The sequence below is a fragment of the Flavobacterium rakeshii genome (assembly GCF_009741375.1).
Classification (GTDB): domain Bacteria; phylum Bacteroidota; class Bacteroidia; order Flavobacteriales; family Flavobacteriaceae; genus Flavobacterium; species Flavobacterium rakeshii.
In genome coordinates, this window is record NZ_WOWP01000045.1 from 70,494 (window position 1) to 91,047 (window position 20,554).

17 protein-coding genes are annotated in these 20,554 nt (G+C 37.8%); 14 read left to right on the forward strand and 3 right to left on the reverse strand.

The window, feature by feature from the left end:
• Positions 1-57: 57 nt before the first annotated feature.
• The 9 genes from GN157_RS11770 (at position 58) to aroF (ending at position 8,011) form a co-directional block, all read left to right on the forward strand.
• Positions 58-309: a hypothetical protein gene (locus GN157_RS11770; RefSeq protein ID WP_157483587.1), complete on the forward strand. Its 252-nt coding sequence runs from the start codon at positions 58-60 to the stop codon at positions 307-309.
• 266 nt (positions 310-575) lie between these two features.
• Positions 576-2,012 carry an anthranilate synthase component I family protein gene (locus tag GN157_RS11775; protein ID WP_157483588.1) on the forward strand — a complete coding sequence of 479 codons (1,437 nt, stop codon included), beginning with the start codon at positions 576-578 and terminating at the stop codon, positions 2,010-2,012.
• A complete protein-coding gene (locus GN157_RS11780) occupies positions 1,987-2,556 on the forward strand; it encodes an anthranilate synthase component II (RefSeq protein ID WP_157483589.1) in 570 nt (189 codons plus the stop codon). The genes GN157_RS11775 and GN157_RS11780 overlap by 26 nt, the downstream gene beginning before the upstream one ends.
• A 94-nt stretch (positions 2,557-2,650) precedes the next feature.
• Positions 2,651-3,637, forward strand: coding sequence for an anthranilate phosphoribosyltransferase (gene trpD / locus GN157_RS11785; protein WP_157483590.1), 987 nt, complete (start codon positions 2,651-2,653; stop codon positions 3,635-3,637).
• Position 3,638: 1 nt separating this feature from the next.
• Positions 3,639-4,457, forward strand: coding sequence for an indole-3-glycerol phosphate synthase TrpC (gene trpC, locus GN157_RS11790; RefSeq protein WP_157483591.1), 819 nt, complete (start codon positions 3,639-3,641; stop codon positions 4,455-4,457).
• Positions 4,447-5,064 carry a phosphoribosylanthranilate isomerase gene (locus GN157_RS11795; RefSeq protein ID WP_157483592.1) on the forward strand — a complete coding sequence of 206 codons (618 nt, stop codon included), beginning with the start codon at positions 4,447-4,449 and terminating at the stop codon, positions 5,062-5,064. Before trpC ends, GN157_RS11795 begins: the two co-directional genes overlap by 11 nt.
• Positions 5,061-6,260, forward strand: a complete 1,200-nt coding sequence (trpB, locus tag GN157_RS11800) for a tryptophan synthase subunit beta (protein ID WP_157483593.1) — start codon at positions 5,061-5,063, stop codon at positions 6,258-6,260. The genes GN157_RS11795 and trpB overlap by 4 nt, the downstream gene beginning before the upstream one ends.
• Positions 6,244-7,035, forward strand: coding sequence for a tryptophan synthase subunit alpha (gene trpA, locus GN157_RS11805; protein WP_157483594.1), 792 nt, complete (start codon positions 6,244-6,246; stop codon positions 7,033-7,035). The genes trpB and trpA overlap by 17 nt, the downstream gene beginning before the upstream one ends.
• On the forward strand, positions 7,013-8,011 hold the full coding sequence (aroF, locus tag GN157_RS11810) for a 3-deoxy-7-phosphoheptulonate synthase (RefSeq protein WP_157483595.1): 999 nt from the start codon (positions 7,013-7,015) through the stop codon (positions 8,009-8,011). The genes trpA and aroF overlap by 23 nt, the downstream gene beginning before the upstream one ends.
• A gap of 91 nt (positions 8,012-8,102) precedes the next feature.
• On the opposite strand, the gene GN157_RS11815 is transcribed toward aroF, so the two are convergent.
• Positions 8,103-8,969, reverse strand: a complete 867-nt coding sequence (locus GN157_RS11815; RefSeq protein WP_157483596.1) for a DUF808 family protein — start codon at positions 8,967-8,969, stop codon at positions 8,103-8,105.
• Positions 8,970-9,195: 226 nt separating this feature from the next.
• On the opposite strand from GN157_RS11815, the gene GN157_RS11820 reads away from it, so the two are divergent.
• The 4 genes from GN157_RS11820 to GN157_RS11835 are packed head-to-tail and all read left to right on the forward strand — an operon-like array spanning position 9,196 to position 14,303.
• Positions 9,196-9,867, forward strand: coding sequence for a TetR/AcrR family transcriptional regulator (locus GN157_RS11820; protein ID WP_157483597.1), 672 nt, complete (start codon positions 9,196-9,198; stop codon positions 9,865-9,867).
• Between the two features lie 8 nt (positions 9,868-9,875).
• A complete protein-coding gene (locus GN157_RS11825; RefSeq protein ID WP_157483598.1) occupies positions 9,876-11,549 on the forward strand; it encodes a peptidase domain-containing ABC transporter in 1,674 nt (557 codons plus the stop codon).
• Positions 11,542-12,909 (forward strand): HlyD family secretion protein, encoded by a 1,368-nt coding sequence (locus tag GN157_RS11830; RefSeq protein ID WP_157483599.1) that lies wholly within the window; start codon positions 11,542-11,544, stop codon positions 12,907-12,909. The genes GN157_RS11825 and GN157_RS11830 overlap by 8 nt, the downstream gene beginning before the upstream one ends.
• A 2-nt stretch (positions 12,910-12,911) precedes the next feature.
• A complete protein-coding gene (locus GN157_RS11835; RefSeq protein ID WP_157483600.1) occupies positions 12,912-14,303 on the forward strand; it encodes a TolC family protein in 1,392 nt (463 codons plus the stop codon).
• Here GN157_RS11835 and GN157_RS11840 read toward each other — a convergent pair.
• Both GN157_RS11840 and GN157_RS11845 read right to left on the reverse strand, forming a co-directional pair.
• The gene (locus tag GN157_RS11840) at positions 14,300-15,406 is read right to left on the reverse strand and encodes an NAD(P)/FAD-dependent oxidoreductase (protein WP_157483601.1); all 1,107 of its coding nucleotides are present in this window, start codon (positions 15,404-15,406) and stop codon (positions 14,300-14,302) included. The two genes, GN157_RS11835 and GN157_RS11840, sit on opposite strands and share 4 nt — an antisense overlap.
• A complete protein-coding gene (locus GN157_RS11845) occupies positions 15,406-18,492 on the reverse strand; it encodes a LodA/GoxA family CTQ-dependent oxidase (RefSeq protein WP_157483602.1) in 3,087 nt (1,028 codons plus the stop codon). Before GN157_RS11845 ends, GN157_RS11840 begins: the two co-directional genes overlap by 1 nt.
• A gap of 243 nt (positions 18,493-18,735) precedes the next feature.
• Here GN157_RS11845 and GN157_RS11850 point away from each other — a divergent pair, with 243 nt between their 5' ends.
• A complete protein-coding gene (locus tag GN157_RS11850; protein ID WP_157483603.1) occupies positions 18,736-20,010 on the forward strand; it encodes an MATE family efflux transporter in 1,275 nt (424 codons plus the stop codon).
• Positions 20,011-20,554 lie beyond the last annotated feature (544 nt).

Sequence of the window (20,554 nt, forward strand, 5' to 3'; positions counted from 1 at the left end):
TATCATCTAAAAAATAACATATACCGAATTTTGCTTTATAACTAAAAAAATATAAAAATGAAAGCAGAAGAACTTTTACCAAATAATCAAAACTCGGTTACCATTAACGGGCAGGAAATACGAAAAGGAAGTATAGGTGCTTTTCTCCTAAACTGTAAGGCAGTAATAAACCTTGATAAAAACTCAAATAAGTATAAAACAACTATGAATACCATTAAAGAACAGGCACTCCTTTTAGAGAAAATAGGCTTGTTTGAAGTTTTTGAAATAAAAATACCCGAAATAAGAGAGGCTTTAAAAAACTCATAATAAACAGGTTACAAACGACCTTTTCAAATAAAAGTATTCCTTTTTTTATATTAAAAAATGATAAAGTGTTTTGATATGTAATTTATTTGTTTTAATGTTGCATTAAATATGACAACAAATATCCTAAATAACAACTGGTGGTGGTTTACAATAAATATTGTGAACAGCTAAGTTATTATATATACTCAAAGGATACCAACATACACGGGCCCGCTGTTCACTAACAGCGGGCTTTTTGTTTTTAATTCACTCCTAAATCCTACAATATGAACACAAAAAAGATGTATTCATCCTATAAAAAAATCTCGTCAGATACGCTGACGCCTATACAGGTATACCTCAGGGTACGGGATAGTTTTGAGAAACCGTTACTGCTTGAAAATTCAGAAATACTAAACAGAAAACACGGTTACTCCTACATTTGCCTTAATCCGCTTTCCAGTATCCAAATTGAAGATAAAGCCTTTTACATAGACAATGAAAAGGTTGACAGTAACCAAAGTATTACCGACTTCATTTCAAACTATATCAAGTCTTTCTCTGTTGAAAAATTCAATTTCCCTTTTACCTCAAACGGACTGTTTGGATATACCGGATATGACACAATACAATATGCCGAAGATATTAAACTGAGTAAATCGGGCGAAAACTTACCTACCCTTTTCTATGCTATTTATCAGTATGTTTTGGTTTTTGATCATCAGTATGACGAACTTTATATCTTCTCCCACCACACAGAGCAGAAAACAGCTGAAAGTAACCTTGACAATATCAGCTCACATATAGTAAACAAGCCTGCTAACGTATACGACTTTTATACCATAGGCACTGAAGAAACCGAAATTGATGACAAAAGTTTCAAAGACATGGTTAGTACTGCAAAAAAACACTGCCTGCGCGGAGATGTTTTTCAAATGGTACTATCCAGAAAATTTACCCAGCATTTTAACGGCGATGAATTTAACGTATACAGGGCTTTGCGTAGTATAAACCCTTCACCTTATCTTTTTTACCTGGATTACGGTAGCTTTAAGCTGTTTGGTTCATCTCCCGAGTCTCAAATCATTGTAAAAGATAATAAGCTTACAGTACACCCTATTGCAGGAACTGTAAAGCGAAGTGGTGATGAAACCGAAGATTTACTTGCTGCCGAAAGATTAAAAAACGATCCTAAAGAAAATGCCGAACATGTTATGCTTGTAGATCTTGCCCGTAATGATCTTAGTAAAAATGCTACCGGTGTTACTGTAAACTATTATAAAGAACTTCACTCCTACTCCCATGTTATTCATATGGTGTCGGAAGTTTCGGGAGAGCTGAGAGAAAAACATCAGGCATATAACGCCTTACTGGATGCCTTTCCTGCAGGTACATTAAGCGGAGCTCCTAAACACAAGGCTATGCAGCTTATCCATAAGTATGAAACATCGGGGCGTAGTTTTTACGGTGGCAGTGTGGGGTACATCGACTTTAATAATCAAACACAGCACGCTATTATCATCCGTTCCGTTTTAAGTAAAAACAACATACTGCACTATCAGGCAGGTGCTGGTATAGTACATTCATCGAGTGAAGAAGGTGAACTACAGGAAGTAAACAATAAGATAAATGCATTAAGGAAGGCTATTCAAAATGCCAATTCAAACAATAATTTAAAAATGATTAATAAAACAGAAGATGAAACGGTTGCTAATTTTAGATAATTATGACAGCTTCACTTACAACCTTGTTCAGCTTGTAGAACAGGTAAGTGATATGGAGTTTGAAGTACATCGAAACGATAAGATTGCCCTTGAGAAGATCAATCGTTTTGACAAAATACTTCTGTCTCCCGGCCCTGGTATTCCCCGTGAAGCAGGATTATTACCCGATATTATTAAAACCTACGGTAAAACCAAAAGTATTTTTGGCGTTTGCCTTGGGCTACAGGCTATTGGTGAGGCTTATGGGGGCAAACTTAAAAATCAGGAACAGGTATTTCATGGTATTGCTACAACCATTACTATCACTAATCCTGACACTATTTTTAACGACTGTCCTAATAGCTTTTTAGCCGGACGTTACCACTCATGGACCATAGACAACAACTTTTTACCCGATACTCTTGAAGTCACAGCTACAGATGACAACGGGAACATTATGGCCATAAAACACAAAACACTCGATGTTCGTGGTGTGCAGTTCCATCCGGAATCTATACTATCACAATACGGTAAACAGATACTTCACAGCTGGCTTAGCGCCTAACTCTACCCTCCCATATAACTAATCGGCCCAGCCAAAAAAATAAAGGTGATTTACTCACCCAGCATAACTATTGCCTAAACTTAAATGAAATAACATGAAAACATATCTGGAAAAACTATATCAGTATCAAACGCTTAGCAGCAACGAAGCCTACAATGCACTGGAGCAGATTGCTACCGGAAAGGTAAATCCCAGCCAAATTGCATCGTTCATCACAGTATACCTAATGAGAAGTATGACAACCGAGGAACTTAACGGATTTAGCAATGCCCTGTTGCAGCTGTGCATTCCCATTTCCTTTGATCAGGAAGTAATGGATGTTTGCGGTACAGGTGGCGATGGTAAAAATACTTTTAATATCTCTACCATTACGGCACTTATAGTGGCTACCTATGGGGTTTCTGTAGCAAAACACGGCAACTACGGAGTCTCATCTGTTAGTGGTTCGTCAAATGTACTGGAGAATTTAGGGTACACATTCACTAATGATATTGATACCCTTAAAAAACAAATGGACAACTATAACATCTGCTTTTTACACGCCCCTTTGTTTCATCCTACACTAAAACATGCCGCTCCGGTAAGGAAAGAACTGGGGATAAAAACCTTTTTCAACATGCTGGGACCTTTAATTAATCCGGCGTTTCCTGAAAACAGGATGATTGGTGTATACCATGCCGAAATAGGCCGTAACTACCACTACCTGCTACAACAACAGGAATGTAAATATGCCATAGTACATTCTATTGACGGTTATGATGAAATCTCTACCACGGGCGATTTTAAACTGTTTAGCCGTAAAGGTGAAGAGCAAATCAGTATGCGCGACCTTACTATCCCTACCGCTTCGCCAGAGGCATTATTTGGAGGACATAGTGTAAAGGACGCTGCCGATATTTTCATCAATATCATTAAGGGCGAAGGTACATCTGCACAAAACAATGCCATTGCAGTAAATGCGGGTATAGCGATTGAGTCGGCTACAGGGGAAGACAGGCTTACAAGTATTGCCCAAGCTAGGGAAATTATAGAAAGTGGGAAAGCATACCGCACATTTAAACAACTTATAAACAGTAATTAAAATGGATATTTTAAATAAAATAATAGAACATAAAAAGAAAGAGATTGCTGAGAGAAAAAGCCTCTTCCCGATAAAACTACTGGAAAACAGTATCTACTTTAACAGCCCTACAGTATCCTTAAAACATTATTTACAGTGTAAGGACAGAGTCGGTATTATAGCCGAAATTAAACGTAAATCTCCGTCTAAAGGTAATATAAATCCTTATGTAGATGTAGAGAAAACATCTATTGGTTATATGCAGGCAGGTGCCAGTGCTTTATCTGTACTTACAGATGATGCTTTTTTCGGTGGAAACAACAGTGATTTGACAACCGCCCGAAAGTTTAACTACTGCCCTATTTTAAGGAAAGATTTTATAGTTGATGAGTACCAAATTATTGAAGCTAAATCCATTGGTGCCGATGCCATACTCCTACTGGCAAATGTTCTGACTAAAGAAGAGTGTAAAACGTTCACTACCCTAGCCCATCAACTTGGTTTAGAGGTACTATTGGAAACTCATACCCTTAATGAACTGGACTATTACTTACCGGAAACAGATGTTTTAGGAATAAACAACCGCGATTTAAAAACCTTTACAGTCAATATTGAGCGTTCGTTGGAACTTGCGTCTCATCTGCCTAATAATGTTGTAAAAGTATCTGAAAGCGGAATTAAAACAGCTAACGATATACTATTACTCAAAGAAAATGGATTTCATGGTTTCCTTATGGGAGAGCAATTTATGAAACATGCCAAACCCGAAAAAGCCTGTCACGAACTTATCTCACAGGTAGAACATGCTTTAAGCCTTAAAACTGTAAGTCATGAAAATTAAAGTATGTGGATTAAAAGATCCAAGCAACGTAGCACAGGTAGCAGGTTTGGAGCCTGACTATATGGGATTCATTTTTTATAAAGAATCTAAGAGGTATGCTACCCAAACTATTAATGAGGAAGTAATAGCCAAAATCCCAAAAACTATAACCAAAGTGGGAGTATTTGTAAATGAAACAGAAGAAAACATTATCAAACTGGTTAAAAAATACGGTTTGGATAGCGTTCAGTTGCATGGTGATGAATCGTTAGAGCTGTGTGACAAAATCCAAAAGCATGTTTCTGTAATAAAGGCCTTTGGGGTAAACAGTTCATTTGATTTCGATAGTTGTAAGGAATATGAGGGAGTAACCGACTTATTTCTGTTTGATACATCGACAGAAAGTTATGGCGGTAGCGGAAAACTATTTGACCACAACCTACTTAAAGGATATGATTTAGAGACTCCGTTTTTAATAAGTGGCGGACTCGACCTTAAAACAGCCACTGCACTTATTGAAACTCCTATTCATCCCAAATGCATAGGCATAGATGTAAACAGCAGGTTTGAACAGCCAAACGGTTTAAAGGATGTAACACTTTTAAAACAATTATTCAGCAGAGTATGAAAACACAATATCATATAAACGACAAAGGTTTTTACGGCGATTTTGGCGGTGCCTATATCCCCGAATTGCTGCACAGTAACGTTGAAGAGCTTCTTCAAAATTATAAGACGGTACTAAATGACAATAAATTCAAAGAAGAGCTTAAAACCCTGTTAAGGGATTATGTAGGCAGGCCTAGTCCGCTTTACTATTCCAACAGACTTTCGCATAAGTATGGTGTGCAAATCTACCTGAAACGTGAAGACCTTAACCATACCGGTGCCCATAAAATAAATAATACCATAGGACAGATACTACTGGCAAAGCACCTTAACAAAAAACGCATTATTGCCGAAACAGGTGCAGGACAACATGGTGTTGCCACCGCTACAGTATGTGCTTTACTGGGACTTCCGTGTATTGTGTATATGGGAGAAACAGACATTAAAAGACAGGCTCCTAATGTTGAGAAAATGCGTTTACTGGGCGCGGAAGTCCGTCCTGCCCTTAGCGGAAGTAAAACCCTTAAGGACGCTACAAACGAAGCTATTAGGGACTGGATCAATAACCCGGAAGATACTTATTACATCATAGGATCGGTAGTAGGACCACATCCCTACCCTGATATGGTAGCCCAATTCCAGTCGGTAATAAGTGAGGAAATCAAACAACAGCTAAAAGAAAAAACAGGAAATGAAAACCCTGATTATGTAATAGCCTGTATTGGTGGCGGTAGTAATGCTGCGGGAGCTTTTTATCATTTTATTGACGAGCCAAATGTAAAACTAATTGCTGCCGAAGCCGCAGGAAAAGGTATCGATACTAATCATACGGCTGCTTCTATATCTATAGGTACTACCGGAATCATTCATGGTAGCAAAACCCTGATGATGCAAACCAGCGACGGACAAATAGTTGAGCCTTACAGTATATCAGCAGGATTGGATTACCCCGGTGTGGGTCCTATGCATGCTCATTTAGCCGAAACAGGCAGGACTAAAGTAATTGCCATAACTGACAGCGATGCACTCTCAGCAGGATACGAGCTGTGTAAGCTGGAAGGGATTATCCCTGCTCTGGAAAGTGCGCATGCCCTTGCCTGCCTTAACCAAATCTCTTTTAAGCAAGATGATGTAGTGGTTATTAACCTATCGGGGCGTGGCGATAAAGATTTAGAAACCTATACAAAACACTTACCTCATGGAAAACAGAATTGATTCATTATTTAAATATAAGTCGGGAACCGTACTGTCGGTATACTTTACGGCGGGTTACCCCAGTCTTAATGACACCCTTACAATAGCAAAAGAACTGGAAGCTAATGGTGTTGATATGCTTGAAATAGGTATCCCGTTTAGTGACCCGTTGGCAGATGGTCCCGTTATACAAAACAGTAGTAAAACAGCTATAGAAAACGGAATGTGTATTGAACTGTTATTAAAACAATTAAGTACACTAAGGGAACATATCGCTATCCCTGTATTGCTTATGGGATATTACAACCCTATACTGCAGTATGGCGTTACCCTTTTCTTAGAAAAAATAGCTGCTATTGGTATTGACGGACTTATAATTCCCGATATGCCTATAGAAGAATATCAGGAGAATTATGAAACTGATTTTAAACGGTTAAACCTAAAAAACATCCTCCTTATTACTCCACAAACTTCTGACAGCCGAATAAGATACATCGACTCTGTTTCGGGAGGGTTTATTTATGTAGTATCATCATCGACAACAACCGGAGAGCATACAGGTTTTTCAGAAAAACGAGAGTCCTACCTCAGTAAAATCAGTTCCATGAAACTGAATAATCCTTGTATTGTGGGCTTTGGTATTCAAAACAAAGAAGACATAAAACAGGTAGGCAAATATGCTTACGGAGCAATTATAGGTACAGCATTTATTAAAGCCATTACACAGGGAGAGCTCAAACAACAAATTAAACATTTCATTAAAACAGTAAGCCATGATACTACAGTTAGAACATAATACAAAATCAAAAGACATACTTTCCCTTACCGAAACCATAACAGGTTTGGGGTATAAATCGACCCATGTAAAAACACAGCGGGAAAATTACCTTATATGTATTGGTAACAAAGAAATAGATATAAGACAACTGGGGCATTTACCGGTTGTGAAAGATATACATCGTGTTTCCGATCAATATAAACTCGTTTCCCGCAAATGGAAAACCAACTATACATCAATAAACTTAGGGGATGATGTATATATTGGTGGCAAAGAGAAAACCATAATAGCAGGTCCCTGTTCTATTGAAAGCGAAGATCAGGCTGAAAGTATTGCCGAACACCTTTCACAACAAGGTATTAAAATAATGCGTGGCGGTGTATTTAAACCCCGAAGCTCCCCTTATGCTTTTAGAGGATTAGGCCTTGAAGGAATGAAACTATTTCACAACGCCTGTAAAAAAAGAGGTATCAAAATTATTACCGAAGTAATGCAGGCCTCACAAATTGAGGAACTCTATCCGTACATAGACATTTTTCAGGTGGGTGCCCGTAATTCCCAAAACTACAATCTGCTGGATGCATTGGGGGAAAGTGATAAACCTGTTATGATAAAAAGGGGAATTAGCGGTAGTATTGACGAACTATTGTGTTCTGCTGAATATGTGTTTAGTGCCGGTAACGAAGATATTATTTTATGTGAAAGAGGTATAAGGACCTTTGAAACCAGCTACAGAAATACCTTTGATATTAATGCCATACAGGTTTTAAAGGATAAAACGCATTTGCCAGTACTTGCCGATCCTTCTCATGGTGTGGGAATAAGAGATTATGTTCCGGGTATTGCAATGGCCGCTATTGTTGCCGGAGCAGACGGAGTGATATATGAAGTGCATCCGTCTCCAGAAAAAGCACTGTCTGACGGACAGCAAACACTTAATTTTCAGGAATCAGAAGCTTTAATTCAAAAAATTAAAGTCTTAGAAAAACTGTGACAGGTTAAAGGTTGTTCCAAATAAAAAAACATCTAAACCATAGTGATTTAGATGTTTTTTTATGTTTAATCCTTAAAGTTAAAAAGGATGATTATTTCTTTTTAAAAAGTGATATTACTTTCTTAATACCGGTAATAAGCGCCACAGTTACCAAACCGGCAATCAAACCTGCTGCTGTTTCTTTCACAATAGATGGCAAATCAGGGTATATATGGTGCAGGTAATCTATATTGTGAACAAATATACCTCCGGCAACTAAAATAAGTGCTATAGTACCTATTACTGCAAGGAACCTAATAGTTAAAGGTAAAAGCTTAATTAAGGTTTTACCAATAGCTGTAAAGAAACTACTTCCCTTAGAGTATTTTATAAGTTTATAACCTGTATCATCCATCCTTACAATAACAGCTACAAGTCCGTAAACACCAACTGTTGCCAAAAACGCTACAATAGTAACTGTTACAATTTGTATGGTAAGGCTTTTGTCTAAAACAGTACCTAATGCAATTATCACAATCTCTATAGAAAGAATAAAATCGGTAGTAATGGCTGCCTTAATTTTGTTTTTCTCCATATCAACAGGAGCAACTTCTTTTAGTTCGGCAGCTTCTTTATGATCTGAATGATGGAAAAAATACTCTATTATTTTTTCTACCCCTTCATACGCAAGATAGAATCCGCCCATTACCAAAATTGCTTTGATGGCAATAGGGAAAAATGCATTTAAAAGTAAAGCAATAGGAATTATTATCAGTTTATTGATAAACGATCCCTTAGTAATAGCCCAAAGTACAGGCAGCTCTCTAGACGATACAAAGCCTGTAGCCTTCTCGGCATTAACCGTAAGGTCATCACCTAATATACCTGCCGTTTTTTCTGTCGCTACTTTACTTGCAACAGCAACATCATCCATAAGGGCAGCTATATCATCTAAAACTGCAAAAATACCTGAAGCCATAATTTATTATTTAAGAGGTGCAAAAATATAAATTTAGTAGTGCATTACTTAATTATTTTAATGCAACAGTAAAGAAATTTGAATCAAAATGAGTAACTTAAATCATGTTATTAAAACAATTCCAACCATTTAACCTTTACAAAACCAACTAAATAAACGTTAAAATTAAATTTAAAATTCATTTTTAAAAGTATTACTATTATTTTTGCATGTAAATATCTCAAAAATGAGAATAGTACTATCCAATGTAAAGCTTATGATAAACGAAAATGTTTATCTCAAAGACCCCGAAAGCTCGGCACTGGGAAAGAAAATATTGAATGAAAGTATACTCCTTATTAAGGAAATAGGCTTTGAGGCATTTACCTTTAAAAAGCTGGGACAGCGTATTGAAAGTAACGAAAGTTCGATATACAGGTATTTTGAAAACAAACACAAACTGTTGGTTTACCTTACCTCATGGTACTGGAGTTGGATGGAATACCGCCTTGTTTTTGAAACGGCTAACTTAACCAGTCCTAAAGACCGTCTTAATAAAACCATTGCATTATTTACAGAAGAAACTAAAGATGATGCATCTACCGAACATATTAACGAGGCACTGTTACAACAGATAATAATATCTGACTTCACCAAAACCTTACTTACCAAGGAGGTTGACGAAGAGAACAGAAACGGTTTTTTTGTAATTTATAAAAGAGTAATACACCGCATTTCAGGAATAATTAAAGAAGTGAACAGCAGTTACCCCTACCCTGATTCGCTTGCCAGTACAATAGTTGAAGGGGCATTGCATCAGCATTTTTTAAAACAGCACCTAACATCCATCACCAATTGTAGTGATGAGATTTCACCAAGTGATTTTTACCTCGATTTGATTAATAAAGTTTTAAACTAAAAAAATATATGACCCCATTAAAACGCTTCTATAACCTTTTAAAGCTGGATAAAAAAGATATATACCAGATTGTTTTCTATGCAGCTTTCTCAGGACTAATAAGTATGTCATTACCTCTTGGCATACAGGCCATAGTTAATTTTATACAGGGAGGACAAATAAGTGTTTCCTGGATTGTACTTATTATTATTGTAACCCTGGGTGTGGCACTGGTAGGTATACTTACCCTAATGCAGTTAAGGATAACAGAGAACCTTCAGCAAAAAATATTCATCAGGTCTTCTTTTGAGTTTGCCCACCGCTTACCTAAGCTTACTTTTAACTCCCTGTATGACAAATATCCTCCAGAGGTAGCCAATCGCTTTTTTGATACACTAACCATTCAAAAGGGTACATCAAAACTATTGCTTGATTTTACAACCGCTATATTACAGGTGGGACTTGGTTTGGTACTACTGTCGCTTTACCATTCATTCTTTATAATATTTGGTGTACTGCTGCTTATATTGCTTTATATCATATTTAAGTTTTCGTTTCAGGATGGTTTAAATACCAGTTTAAAAGAATCGACTTTTAAGTATAAGGTAGCCTACTGGTTACAGGAGATAGCACGAAACAAAAGCAGTTTTTCACGTAGAAACAATTTTGAATATGCCCTTGATAAAAATGATAAACTGGTTAACAACTACATTTCTTTTAGGGAAAAGCACTTTAATGTGATTAAAAGGCAGTTTTCACAACTTATCGCCTATAAAGTATTTATAACCGCCGGTCTCCTTTCGGTTGGAGGTTTCCTTGTGCTTAACCAGCAAATGAATATTGGTCAGTTTGTTGCTGCAGAGATTATTATACTTTTAATTATCAACTCTGTAGAAAAACTTATTTTAGGATTTGAAACCCTTTATGATGTACTTACAGCGGTTGAAAAAATAGGTGTAGTGACCGATCTTGAAATTGAAAGAAGTACAAAAAATACAAACATAGATTGTGTAGAAACCGACTACACCTTAGAGACTGAGGATATGACATACAGGTATCCTGATAATGATAAGGATATTATTAAAAAGGTAAACATTAAAATAAATCAGGGAGAAAAAGTATTTATAACAGGTGCTAACAATTCAGGTAAAACAACATTAGTAAGACTGCTATCGGGTTTCCTTTCTCCAAGTTCAGGTGTATTGTACATTAATGATAACATAGTAAAAAGATCTGAGGGTGAGTGTTACAAAAGCCATATAGGCGTAGTAATGCAGGAGGATACTCCGTTTGAAGGGACATTACTGGAAAATATTACTTTCAATAACCCTAATATAAATGGTGAAGATGTAAAATGGGCGCTAAATGCCGTAGGTTTAACAACTGCTACAAAAAGGCTGCCTATGGGACTGGACACTCCTGTTAACGCTGACGGAAGACAATTAACCCGATCAATTATTCAAAAAATAATGATTGCAAGAGCTATTGTAAAGCGTCCTAAAATTCTTTTCCTGGAAGAACCTACTATCAGTATGGATCCGCAATCGGCTAAAAAAATAATCGACTTTTTAGTAAGCCCTGAAAACAAGTGGACAATAGTTGTTTCTTCGGTTGATGAATACTGGAAAAAAGCCTGTAAAAGGCAAATTGAAATGGAAAACGGACAAGTGATTAACGACATAAACATAAACGGCAATGCTTAATATATCTAACAACAATCCGGTACGTGTAGAAAACCCAACCGGATATGAAACCATTAAGGTACTTAACAGCAGGCCTCATTATAAAATCCTGAACAGGATAATAGTACTTGTATGCCTTTTATGTTTTATTGGCCTGTTTTTACCTTGGACTCAAAATATTAGGGGTACTGGTTCGGTTACCACATTAAAGCCCGATCAGCGTCCGCAAACCATTCATTCGGCTATTGCCGGAAGGGTTGAAAAATGGTATGTACAGGAAGGTGATTTTGTAAAAAAAGGTGACACTATTGTATTTATATCTGAGGTTAAGGAAAACTACTTTGACCCAAATCTTGTAGAAAATACAAAACAACAGGTAGATGCTAAAAAAATGGCCCGTAAGTCGTATGACGGAAAAGTACTGGCGCTGGAAAATCAAATAGTTTCCCTAAATAACGAGTTAAACCTTAAACTGGAACAGGGACGCAATAAAATAAAACAGGCTCAGCTAAAAGTAAAAAGCGATAGTATGGACCTTGCAGCGGTAAACACTCAGTTAACCATTGCACAAACCCAGTTTGACAGGGCTGTTACCCTAAATAAAGACGGACTGAAACCCTTAACCGATGTAGAGGAAAAACGTCTTAAATTACAGGAAGCACAGGCTAAAATCATAACTCAGGAAAACAAACTTTTAGGTTCGCGAAACGAACTTATCAACTCACGTGTTGAAATAAACCGTATTAAAGCAGAGTATACCGAAAAGATTGCAAAAGCAAACAGTGACAAATATACTGCTATGAGTAGCCTTTATGATACCGATGCCCAGGTTACAAAACTAGAAAACCAGTATGTTAACTACAGTATACGTAACGGATTGTATTACATAAAAGCACCACAGGACGGCTATATAAACAAAGCCTTACTTAGCGGTATTGGAGAAACGATTAAAGAAGGGACTTCTGTTGTGAGTATCATGCCCGCAGGTTATGATATTGCTGTAGAAACGTTTGTAGATCCTATTGACCTTCCGTTAATTAAAAAAGGTTCTAAAATAAGGGTATGGTTTGACGGTTGGCCTACAATTGTATTTTCAGGATGGCCGGGTATATCATACGGTACCTTTGGCGGGCGTGTAGTTGCCATAGAAAACTTTATTAGCCCTAACGGAAAATACAGGGTACTTGTATCTCCCGATGCCGATGAGCAGGCTTGGCCGGAACAGTTAAGTATAGGTGCAGGAGCACAAACCATCGCATTGCTTGATAATGTACCGGTATGGTATGAAGTATGGCGAAACCTTAACGGATTCCCTCCTAACTATTACAGTGCAAAAAATACAGATAAAGCCACAACAGCAAAGGATAACGAAAAGAAATAGGAATGAGGCATTTATTCTATATAATACTAATTTTAATCCCGGTTTGTGTTTTTCCGCAGGAATTTAATGAAGAAACACTAAGCTACCGGGAATACTTGGGGTATGTAAAAAAATTCCACCCTTTGGTTAGTCGTGCTAACCTTGAAATAGACAAAGCCGAGGCACAATTAATGCAAGCTCGTGGTGGTTTTGACCCTAAAATTGAAGTTGATTTTGATAAAAAACAATTTAAGGATACCGAATATTATTCTTTACTAAACAGTAGTTTTAAAATACCAACATGGTATGGTATTGAAATAAAAGCTGCTTTTGACAATAGTGAAGGCTATTATCTTAATCCACAAAATACTACTCCTAATCAGGGACTAACGTCACTTGGTATCACTGTACCTGTTGGACAGGGACTTTTTATCAATAAGCGTATGGCCGATTTAAGAAAAGCCAAGTTACAGATAAACCTCAGTAAGTCACAGCAAAGACTTGCTGCCCTTGATGTTTTGTATGATGCATCGGCAGCTTATTTCTCATGGCTTAAACATTATAACGAAATGGTAATGTATAAGGAATACCTAACCGCTGCAGAAGAACGTTACACAGGAGTTTTAAGACTTATTGAACAGGGAGATAAACCGGCAATAGATAGTGTAGAGACAGGTATTTCGGTTAAGAACCGAAAGCTGAGTCTGGAAAACTCCATACTTAAACTAAATAAGGCGAGGCTGGAACTGGCTAATTACTTATGGATAAATGAGACTCCTGTAGAGCCATCGGAAGATTTAAAACCTGAAGTAGGGCTTCTTACAGAGATTGAAGATATACTGAATACCGGAGGAATTAATGATACTGAGGCTATAATTTCAGCACATCCTAAACTTAAAATGCTGGAAACTAAAGTTGAAATGCTTGATATTGAGAGAAAACTCAAGGCAAACTACCTACTCCCTAAAATAGATTTGGGTTATTATTATCTTTCAGAGCCTTCCTATATTGATAATTTCCGTACGGATGATTATAAAATTGGGATTAACTTCTCTTTCCCTATATTTTTAAGGAAAGAAAGAGGTGCGCTTAATATGGCTAAAATAAAATTACAGGATACAAAATTAGAGCTACAGCAGGAACAGCTTCAAATTAAAAACAAAATTAATGCACAGTTAACCGAAATACAATCCCTTAAAAAACAGTCTGATTTACTAAACGGACTTGTACAGGATTATCAAACCATGCTTAATGCCGAAGACCGACTTTTCTCCTTTGGAGAAAGTTCCATCTTTATTATCAATTCGCGCGAAACTAACCTTATATCGGCCAGAATACAGCAAATAAACATGGAAAACAGTTTATTAATGAGTAATGTAGGGCTTTATAGGATTATGGCTAACTCTGATAACTAAAAAGCACGTCTGGCTTTCCAATAGGGTTTATTAAAGTACCTCATCTCTGTTGAGTAGAAGTACTTTCTGGACTTTTGGTTTTCCATAAACACACGATCTATAAGCTGCTGATAATGATTAAGGATACTATCTTTTTGCAAAGGGGTATCCAAACAACCAATAACAGACTCGGCAGCTTTTATACCGCTATACAGTGCAAAAAAGATTCCCTGTGAAGAAAGCGGATCAAAGGATAAGGCAGCATCACCTACACATAAAACCCCGTTATAAATAACCGATTCGGGCTTGGCTATACCTGCCTCTACCGCATTACTGTGAAGCAATGATTGTGTAGTCAGCTTATATGGCAATATAGCTTCACTATTAAATTTTTCCAGTAACTGTTCGGGATTTTTATACAGTGCGCCAATTTCATCTGAAAGTCCCTGAAAACTTATAACTCTTTTCCCTCCCGGTAAAAGCGAAGTATACCACCAGCCTTCCTGCACTGATTTTATTCGTGTACTATTGTCATTATCCTGCTTAGGGAAAGACACCCAGTTAACTACCGCCATCTGGTTATCTACCTTAGTACGTTTATAACCCAGTTTTTTCCCTATAACAGCTTTACGACCTGTAGCATCTATAAGCCAGTTGGCAGAAACTTCCTGTATCTCCCCTTCCCTTAAGCTTACTTTAAATCTTACATCACTGTCATTATTCAAAACAACATCATCAATCATCGCCGAATATACCGGTATACCTAAAGCCTTAGCTTTCATTAATAATGCCTTATCAAACATTACCCTGTCTACATGAAAACCAGCCCCTTCGGGGTTTAACATACCGCTACTGTATACCCAGTCATCACTACCCCAGGATGAAACATTTGCACTGCAACGTTTATATTCGGTATCATCAAGTAAGTCGGTAATAGTATCTATGCCTAATCGTTTAAAAAGGCGCATGGTAGCCCCGGGGATAGATTCCCCTGCCTTATAGGGCATATTATATTCTTTGTTTATCAGGCACACATTAAGTCCTGCCTGCTTTAATACAATTGCAGCGGCGCAGCCCGAAGGGCCGCCACCTGCTACAATTATTTCAAAAACATTGGTACTCATTAGTTACCTCTGCGTTTTATGTTTACAAATTCATTACGCTGTTCTTCACTTATCCAGCCTGCTTCAGCCAGCTGGCGGTTGTATAATCCAAGCTCACTAAAGGCTTTTTCATACATACTGTGGTCTGATTTAAGGTTAGCCTGCTGTGCTTTGGTAAGGTTCTCCACGTAAATATTTTCCGGTAACCAGTCCATATCTTCAGGTCGTGGCTTTGCTTCCAGTATCCCCATACTGCCAAAATGTGCAATCATATACATCATTTGTTCAGGAGCAGGATTTTGTAACGGTAACTGTCTTAACCATTGTGGTCTGTTTTGGAAAGCAGCAATACGAATTTCCATTGGCTGTTTTGTATCACAAAGGGTATTGTAGTCCACTTCGGTTAAAACCTGATTTGGCACCCTTGCAGGCCAGAATGTTGGTAAATACGGATCGTACTCAAAATCGTAACCCGAACGACAGAAAGCAGTATCTCCCTGCCACGGCAGTGCCATCCATCGGGTTAGATCACCGGCAGCCTGACCGTATAAAGGTCCGTTAACTTTCATTACCGAATTATTATCCAGCGTAGCACCATAATTAGGTTCTGCCAAGCCTTCCTCACGCTCCCTAATTCTGTAAGGAGCCCTGTACATAGAAGCATTTCGCATAGGCCATGTAAGCTCTGCTCCCGGGTGGAAAGCATCAGCAAGGCAATAGTGCATTGCTGTCCTGTCCAGCATTTCAGGTTGTTTTTGCAGGTCTACATCTTCAATTTTATGAGGTTCTTTATCGTCAGGATTATAATCATTAATAAACAGTCCGTTTACCCAGTTGGTAAGCACATAGGTATAAAATGGCGGAAGCTGTAGATAAGTAGACGGAGCCGGTGGCACATTAGGATTAGGATTGGTATATCCAAACGCATCGCCATAAATAGGCGGCCATGCAGCTACCTCAGCTATCTTAGTATTCGTAGGCCTGAAACTGTTGTATATACCTCTGCGCAGTTCTGCATAAGGATCAGGATACATAGAGTTATCTAAAGGAGCGTAAGACAGCTTTCTCATAAATTCAGTATCCTTAAAGTTTAGAGGGCCTCCCGCACCAAACATAGAAAGGAATCCTTTATTTACCCATTGCAGTTCGCTAAGGCGTTCCAATATAGGCCTAACATGATCATTAAATGATATTTGCTGAGGCACTTTTAGCATACCTACTTCCATATACAGGTTTTGCAACAGGTCGTCCATAGTTCTCCACCCTACTAAATCAGGTGCAAAGTTAGGCGGTGCCGAAGCTACCCATGCCGGATCGGCGTCATAATCAACACCTCCTATGGTTACTTTTGCATAAACAGGTCCGTCAGCAATATCGTCATACCATCCGTTAGCATTATTAAAACTATCCGGATCGGCAGGTCTGTATACAGGTTGGTTAGACGGACTTGCAGAAACCCCAAAGCCCGGTAAAACCAACAGTCGCCCTACAGCATCTGTTCTTAACTCCCCTAAGGTAACCGGTGTCCCTTCAAATTCACCCGACATTACATAGCTGGAATCTTTCATCTCAATACCCATAATAGATTTTTTACCGGTATCAACACAAAGGGCACTCCTGTCGTCTCCTTTAACATCTGCATTTCGTAAAGGTACGCTAAGGCTTACGGTTGCAGGTATATCAAGCGCTGCATTAAACTGATACCAGGCTGCTTTTTTATTAGCAAGATGTACCGACCATTGAACGCTTGATTTTTTGGTTTGCTGTACCTCGCCCACCACATTGCCATACTTATCGTAAGCATATATACGGAAACGGGCTGCCTGTCGCTTAATAGCACCTCCGGCATCCCTGGTATTTCCAAATTTTGTAGGTTCAGGTTTAAATACTTCCGGACCAATATAATATCCGTCAGGACTATCACCTACACGGGCAATACCAATACCTGGGTGTATCCTTACATGGGTTATTCTTTTTATCTGGTCATCAGTCAGTTCCTTTGGGTTTTCCTTGTCAGACGGGCTATGTCCCGAAAACGGACATTTAGGATTTTTAATAACAGGCTTGCCCGGTTTTTTAGGCTCGGTTACAGGCTGTTTGTTCATTTCCCTACGGTAGTTAGCACTGGTTTGATATACGCTCATCCTGGCTTCGGCAACACTACCTACCGGCTGATTCTCTAACGGAACACGACCTATATTAAACGACAACCAGTCGCCATAAATTTCCTGTTCATCAATAGTAATATTCTGTTGCGGCAGGTGTATAGTAGCTACTTTTAGAGGTACGGCAACCGTTTCGTCCCAAACTACAGTAGCCCTGTCTAGCGGGAAATGCTGTTCTATATAAGCCTCGCCATATTGGGCTGCATCAGGTCTTTTTTGGATAAGGATATCCAGTGTAACAGGTCCTGCTGCCAGTCGTGCAGCAAGATCTTTACCCATAAAATCAGGGTCGTTTATATCTACCTCTCCCGCAAAAGTCGATGTTCCCGGGCGTAGTATGTATTTACAGTAATTGTCTGATCCCAGCATAAACGGAACCACACTCCAAAGTTGCGTTTCCAGTACCGAATGTATCGGTTTTGCCATTTTATCCAGTAGCTCATTGGTTTTTGGAGCATGTTGCTGTACCCAGTCGTCACCCCAGCCTTCCAGACTGGCTTTTGTGAAATTACACATATCAGAAGCGTTATCCACAAAAAAGAAAGGTACATTTTGTAGTAGCAAATCCGCTGTATCTGCTCCGTCATCACTTACTTTTTTCTCTCCCGGAATTCCGAAAACCTTAATTCCTATTCCAATAGTACTCAGCCAATCGGGTCTGCCATCGGCAAGGTCAGACGAATAGCGTACATATACAGGAAAGTCCCCTCCTTTTTTAAACATTCCGTGTTTATAGTCTTTCGGAAGATCTTCCTGTATGGTTATATTTCCTTTTATGATACCATGTGTACGTAAAAATACAGGTCTGCGTACAGGACATTGCCCCTGTTCTACCCTCTTTTTCTGTACAAGGTCACAGAACATGTGCCTAAGCCCCTCTATAGGGTTTTCGCATCCGCAGGATGTATTATCCTCACTCCTGTTCTCAATAATACTTTTCATAATCAGTAATTTATAAATTGGTTTGTTCTCAAATGTATTCCAAAAAATAAACCTGACTATGCGTAAAACTACCTGATTAAGCTACCCGTAAAAACTACAATTGAAAGAAAGCTAATCATAATTTAACTACACAAAAGCTCCGTTAATCGAAATATATGCTAAAAATCAATTAGTAAAATGAAATTTGTATATACAAAACCACAAAATGTTTTGCGAGTATCATTCTAATAAAACCAATGCATTATGAAAGCTACAACTACTACTCATTCAGCAATTGTAAGAAGGCTTAGCCAGGAGCAGGTGTTTATGTTATCTGTACTTTTGGTAAATGCCGGAAATTACTTTTATAATCTTATACTGGGACGTGTTTTAGGACCTGCTGCATTTTCTGATGCCGCAATTCTTATTACGCTGTTATTAGTGCTTTCATTTGCGGGTATGACATTTCAAATTGTTACTGCAAAATATGCTGTAGTACTAAAGTACAATAAACTATTTTCATTTAAACGGTTTATTGTGAGGCTGGCTTTTGCTGCCGGATTGCTTTTAGGTATTACCGTTATTATGATGGCCGATACACTACAGCAAATATTTAATACGCAAACATCTGTAATGTTTACCATTTTCGGGATGGGGCTTCCCCTGTATTTCATAATGAGTATAAACAGAGGGTTGTATCAGGGACAAAATGATTTAAAGAGATTATCGGTTACGTACCAAACAGAAATGTTAAGCAGACTCGTTATTACATTAGCACTTGTACTGCTTATTCCTTTTGGAGCATCTTCGGTTTTTGTTGCTATGGGTATTGCTATCTCACTTTTATTCGGACTAATACCTTTTAAAAGTAATCTGGTTCATGATGCCTTCACATTTACATCTGTAGAAGATAAAGCCGATGCCAAACCTATAATGACGTTTTTTATGTTAACGGGCTTTTATGAGCTTTCGCAAATTATAATCAATAACAGTGATATACTATTAGTTAAGCATTATTTTAATGATGTTGAAGCCGGACTGTATGCATCACTGGCACTTATAGGCCGCATGGTTTACTTTGTAGCCTGGATGTTTGTAATGATGCTTTTACCTAAGGTTATTAAACTGCATAAAGAAGGTGCCGATACTACACGAATACTTTTTAAATATGTTAGTTATGTAACATCGCTTTCGGCTCTAATTGTTTTTGCTACGTTTCTGTTCCCTGTAACAGCTGTTAAGTTACTTTTTGGCAACGAATATATTAGTATAGCTCCGTTATTATGGAAATATGCTGTAGCGACTTCTATATTCGCTGTAGCAAACATTTTTGCTTACTATTTCCTTTCCATAGGTAAGTATCTTCCGGTTGCTATATCTGCCTTATTGGGCTGTACACAAATATTATTGATTGTATTATATCATAGTTCTTTAGAGCAGGTTATTAATGTACAAATAATTGCCATGTTATGCCTGCTGGGTTTCCAAGTTGGATACTTTTTTTATCATAAACTGAAAAACAGATTGCTAAACACTTAATTAGAATATATTAAACAAACACATAAACAAAACATCAGTAAATTTTTTTCATAATGTTGATTTGGTTTTTATGATGACACCCATAATGCGCAATTATGGGTGTTTTTCGTTTATTTAATGCCTTTTTAGCCTTTTTTATGCGAAATGATTAAAAAAAGTTACTGTTTTGTTTGTTGCATAAAAAAAATAATTACATTTGCCCTTACAATTCACACAGTGATTATGAAAAATTTATTTACAGTTTGTATGCCATGTAACTGCTGCGCTAAATGCGGGGAGGTTGCTGCTATGGTATAAATTGTAAAACACAATATACTTTTAGTTAAAAGCCTTCCCGAAACGGAAGGCTTTTTTTATACCCATATTTTAAATAACAACAATGAAAATAGTAACAAACATAACGGCAAATACAACTACAACTAAGTGTTGTATGATGTGTTGTATGCAGAATCCTGCAGAGAGCCGTATGCTTTGTTGTTGTTGCTGTTGTTAATCACTTCCGCTTGTTAAAACAAAAAAAGGCCTCTTTGCAAAAAGGGGCCTT

What these genes read in the sequence shown, in the direction of transcription:
- GN157_RS11770 (WP_157483587.1), top strand. Translation starts at nt 58, where the DNA reads ATGAAAGCAGAAGAACTTTTACCAAATAATCAAAACTCGGTTACCATT.
- GN157_RS11775 (WP_157483588.1), top strand. Translation starts at nt 576, where the DNA reads ATGAACACAAAAAAGATGTATTCATCCTATAAAAAAATCTCGTCAGAT.
- GN157_RS11780 (WP_157483589.1), top strand. Translation starts at nt 1,987, where the DNA reads ATGAAACGGTTGCTAATTTTAGATAATTATGACAGCTTCACTTACAAC.
- trpD (WP_157483590.1), top strand. Translation starts at nt 2,651, where the DNA reads ATGAAAACATATCTGGAAAAACTATATCAGTATCAAACGCTTAGCAGC.
- trpC (WP_157483591.1), top strand. Translation starts at nt 3,639, where the DNA reads ATGGATATTTTAAATAAAATAATAGAACATAAAAAGAAAGAGATTGCT.
- GN157_RS11795 (WP_157483592.1), top strand. Translation starts at nt 4,447, where the DNA reads ATGAAAATTAAAGTATGTGGATTAAAAGATCCAAGCAACGTAGCACAG.
- trpB (WP_157483593.1), top strand. Translation starts at nt 5,061, where the DNA reads ATGAAAACACAATATCATATAAACGACAAAGGTTTTTACGGCGATTTT.
- trpA (WP_157483594.1), top strand. Translation starts at nt 6,244, where the DNA reads ATGGAAAACAGAATTGATTCATTATTTAAATATAAGTCGGGAACCGTA.
- aroF (WP_157483595.1), top strand. Translation starts at nt 7,013, where the DNA reads ATGATACTACAGTTAGAACATAATACAAAATCAAAAGACATACTTTCC.
- GN157_RS11815 (WP_157483596.1), bottom strand. Translation starts at nt 8,969, where the DNA reads ATGGCTTCAGGTATTTTTGCAGTTTTAGATGATATAGCTGCCCTTATG.
- GN157_RS11820 (WP_157483597.1), top strand. Translation starts at nt 9,196, where the DNA reads ATGAGAATAGTACTATCCAATGTAAAGCTTATGATAAACGAAAATGTT.
- GN157_RS11825 (WP_157483598.1), top strand. Translation starts at nt 9,876, where the DNA reads ATGACCCCATTAAAACGCTTCTATAACCTTTTAAAGCTGGATAAAAAA.
- GN157_RS11830 (WP_157483599.1), top strand. Translation starts at nt 11,542, where the DNA reads ATGCTTAATATATCTAACAACAATCCGGTACGTGTAGAAAACCCAACC.
- GN157_RS11835 (WP_157483600.1), top strand. Translation starts at nt 12,912, where the DNA reads ATGAGGCATTTATTCTATATAATACTAATTTTAATCCCGGTTTGTGTT.
- GN157_RS11840 (WP_157483601.1), bottom strand. Translation starts at nt 15,406, where the DNA reads ATGAGTACCAATGTTTTTGAAATAATTGTAGCAGGTGGCGGCCCTTCG.
- GN157_RS11845 (WP_157483602.1), bottom strand. Translation starts at nt 18,492, where the DNA reads ATGAAAAGTATTATTGAGAACAGGAGTGAGGATAATACATCCTGCGGA.
- GN157_RS11850 (WP_157483603.1), top strand. Translation starts at nt 18,736, where the DNA reads ATGAAAGCTACAACTACTACTCATTCAGCAATTGTAAGAAGGCTTAGC.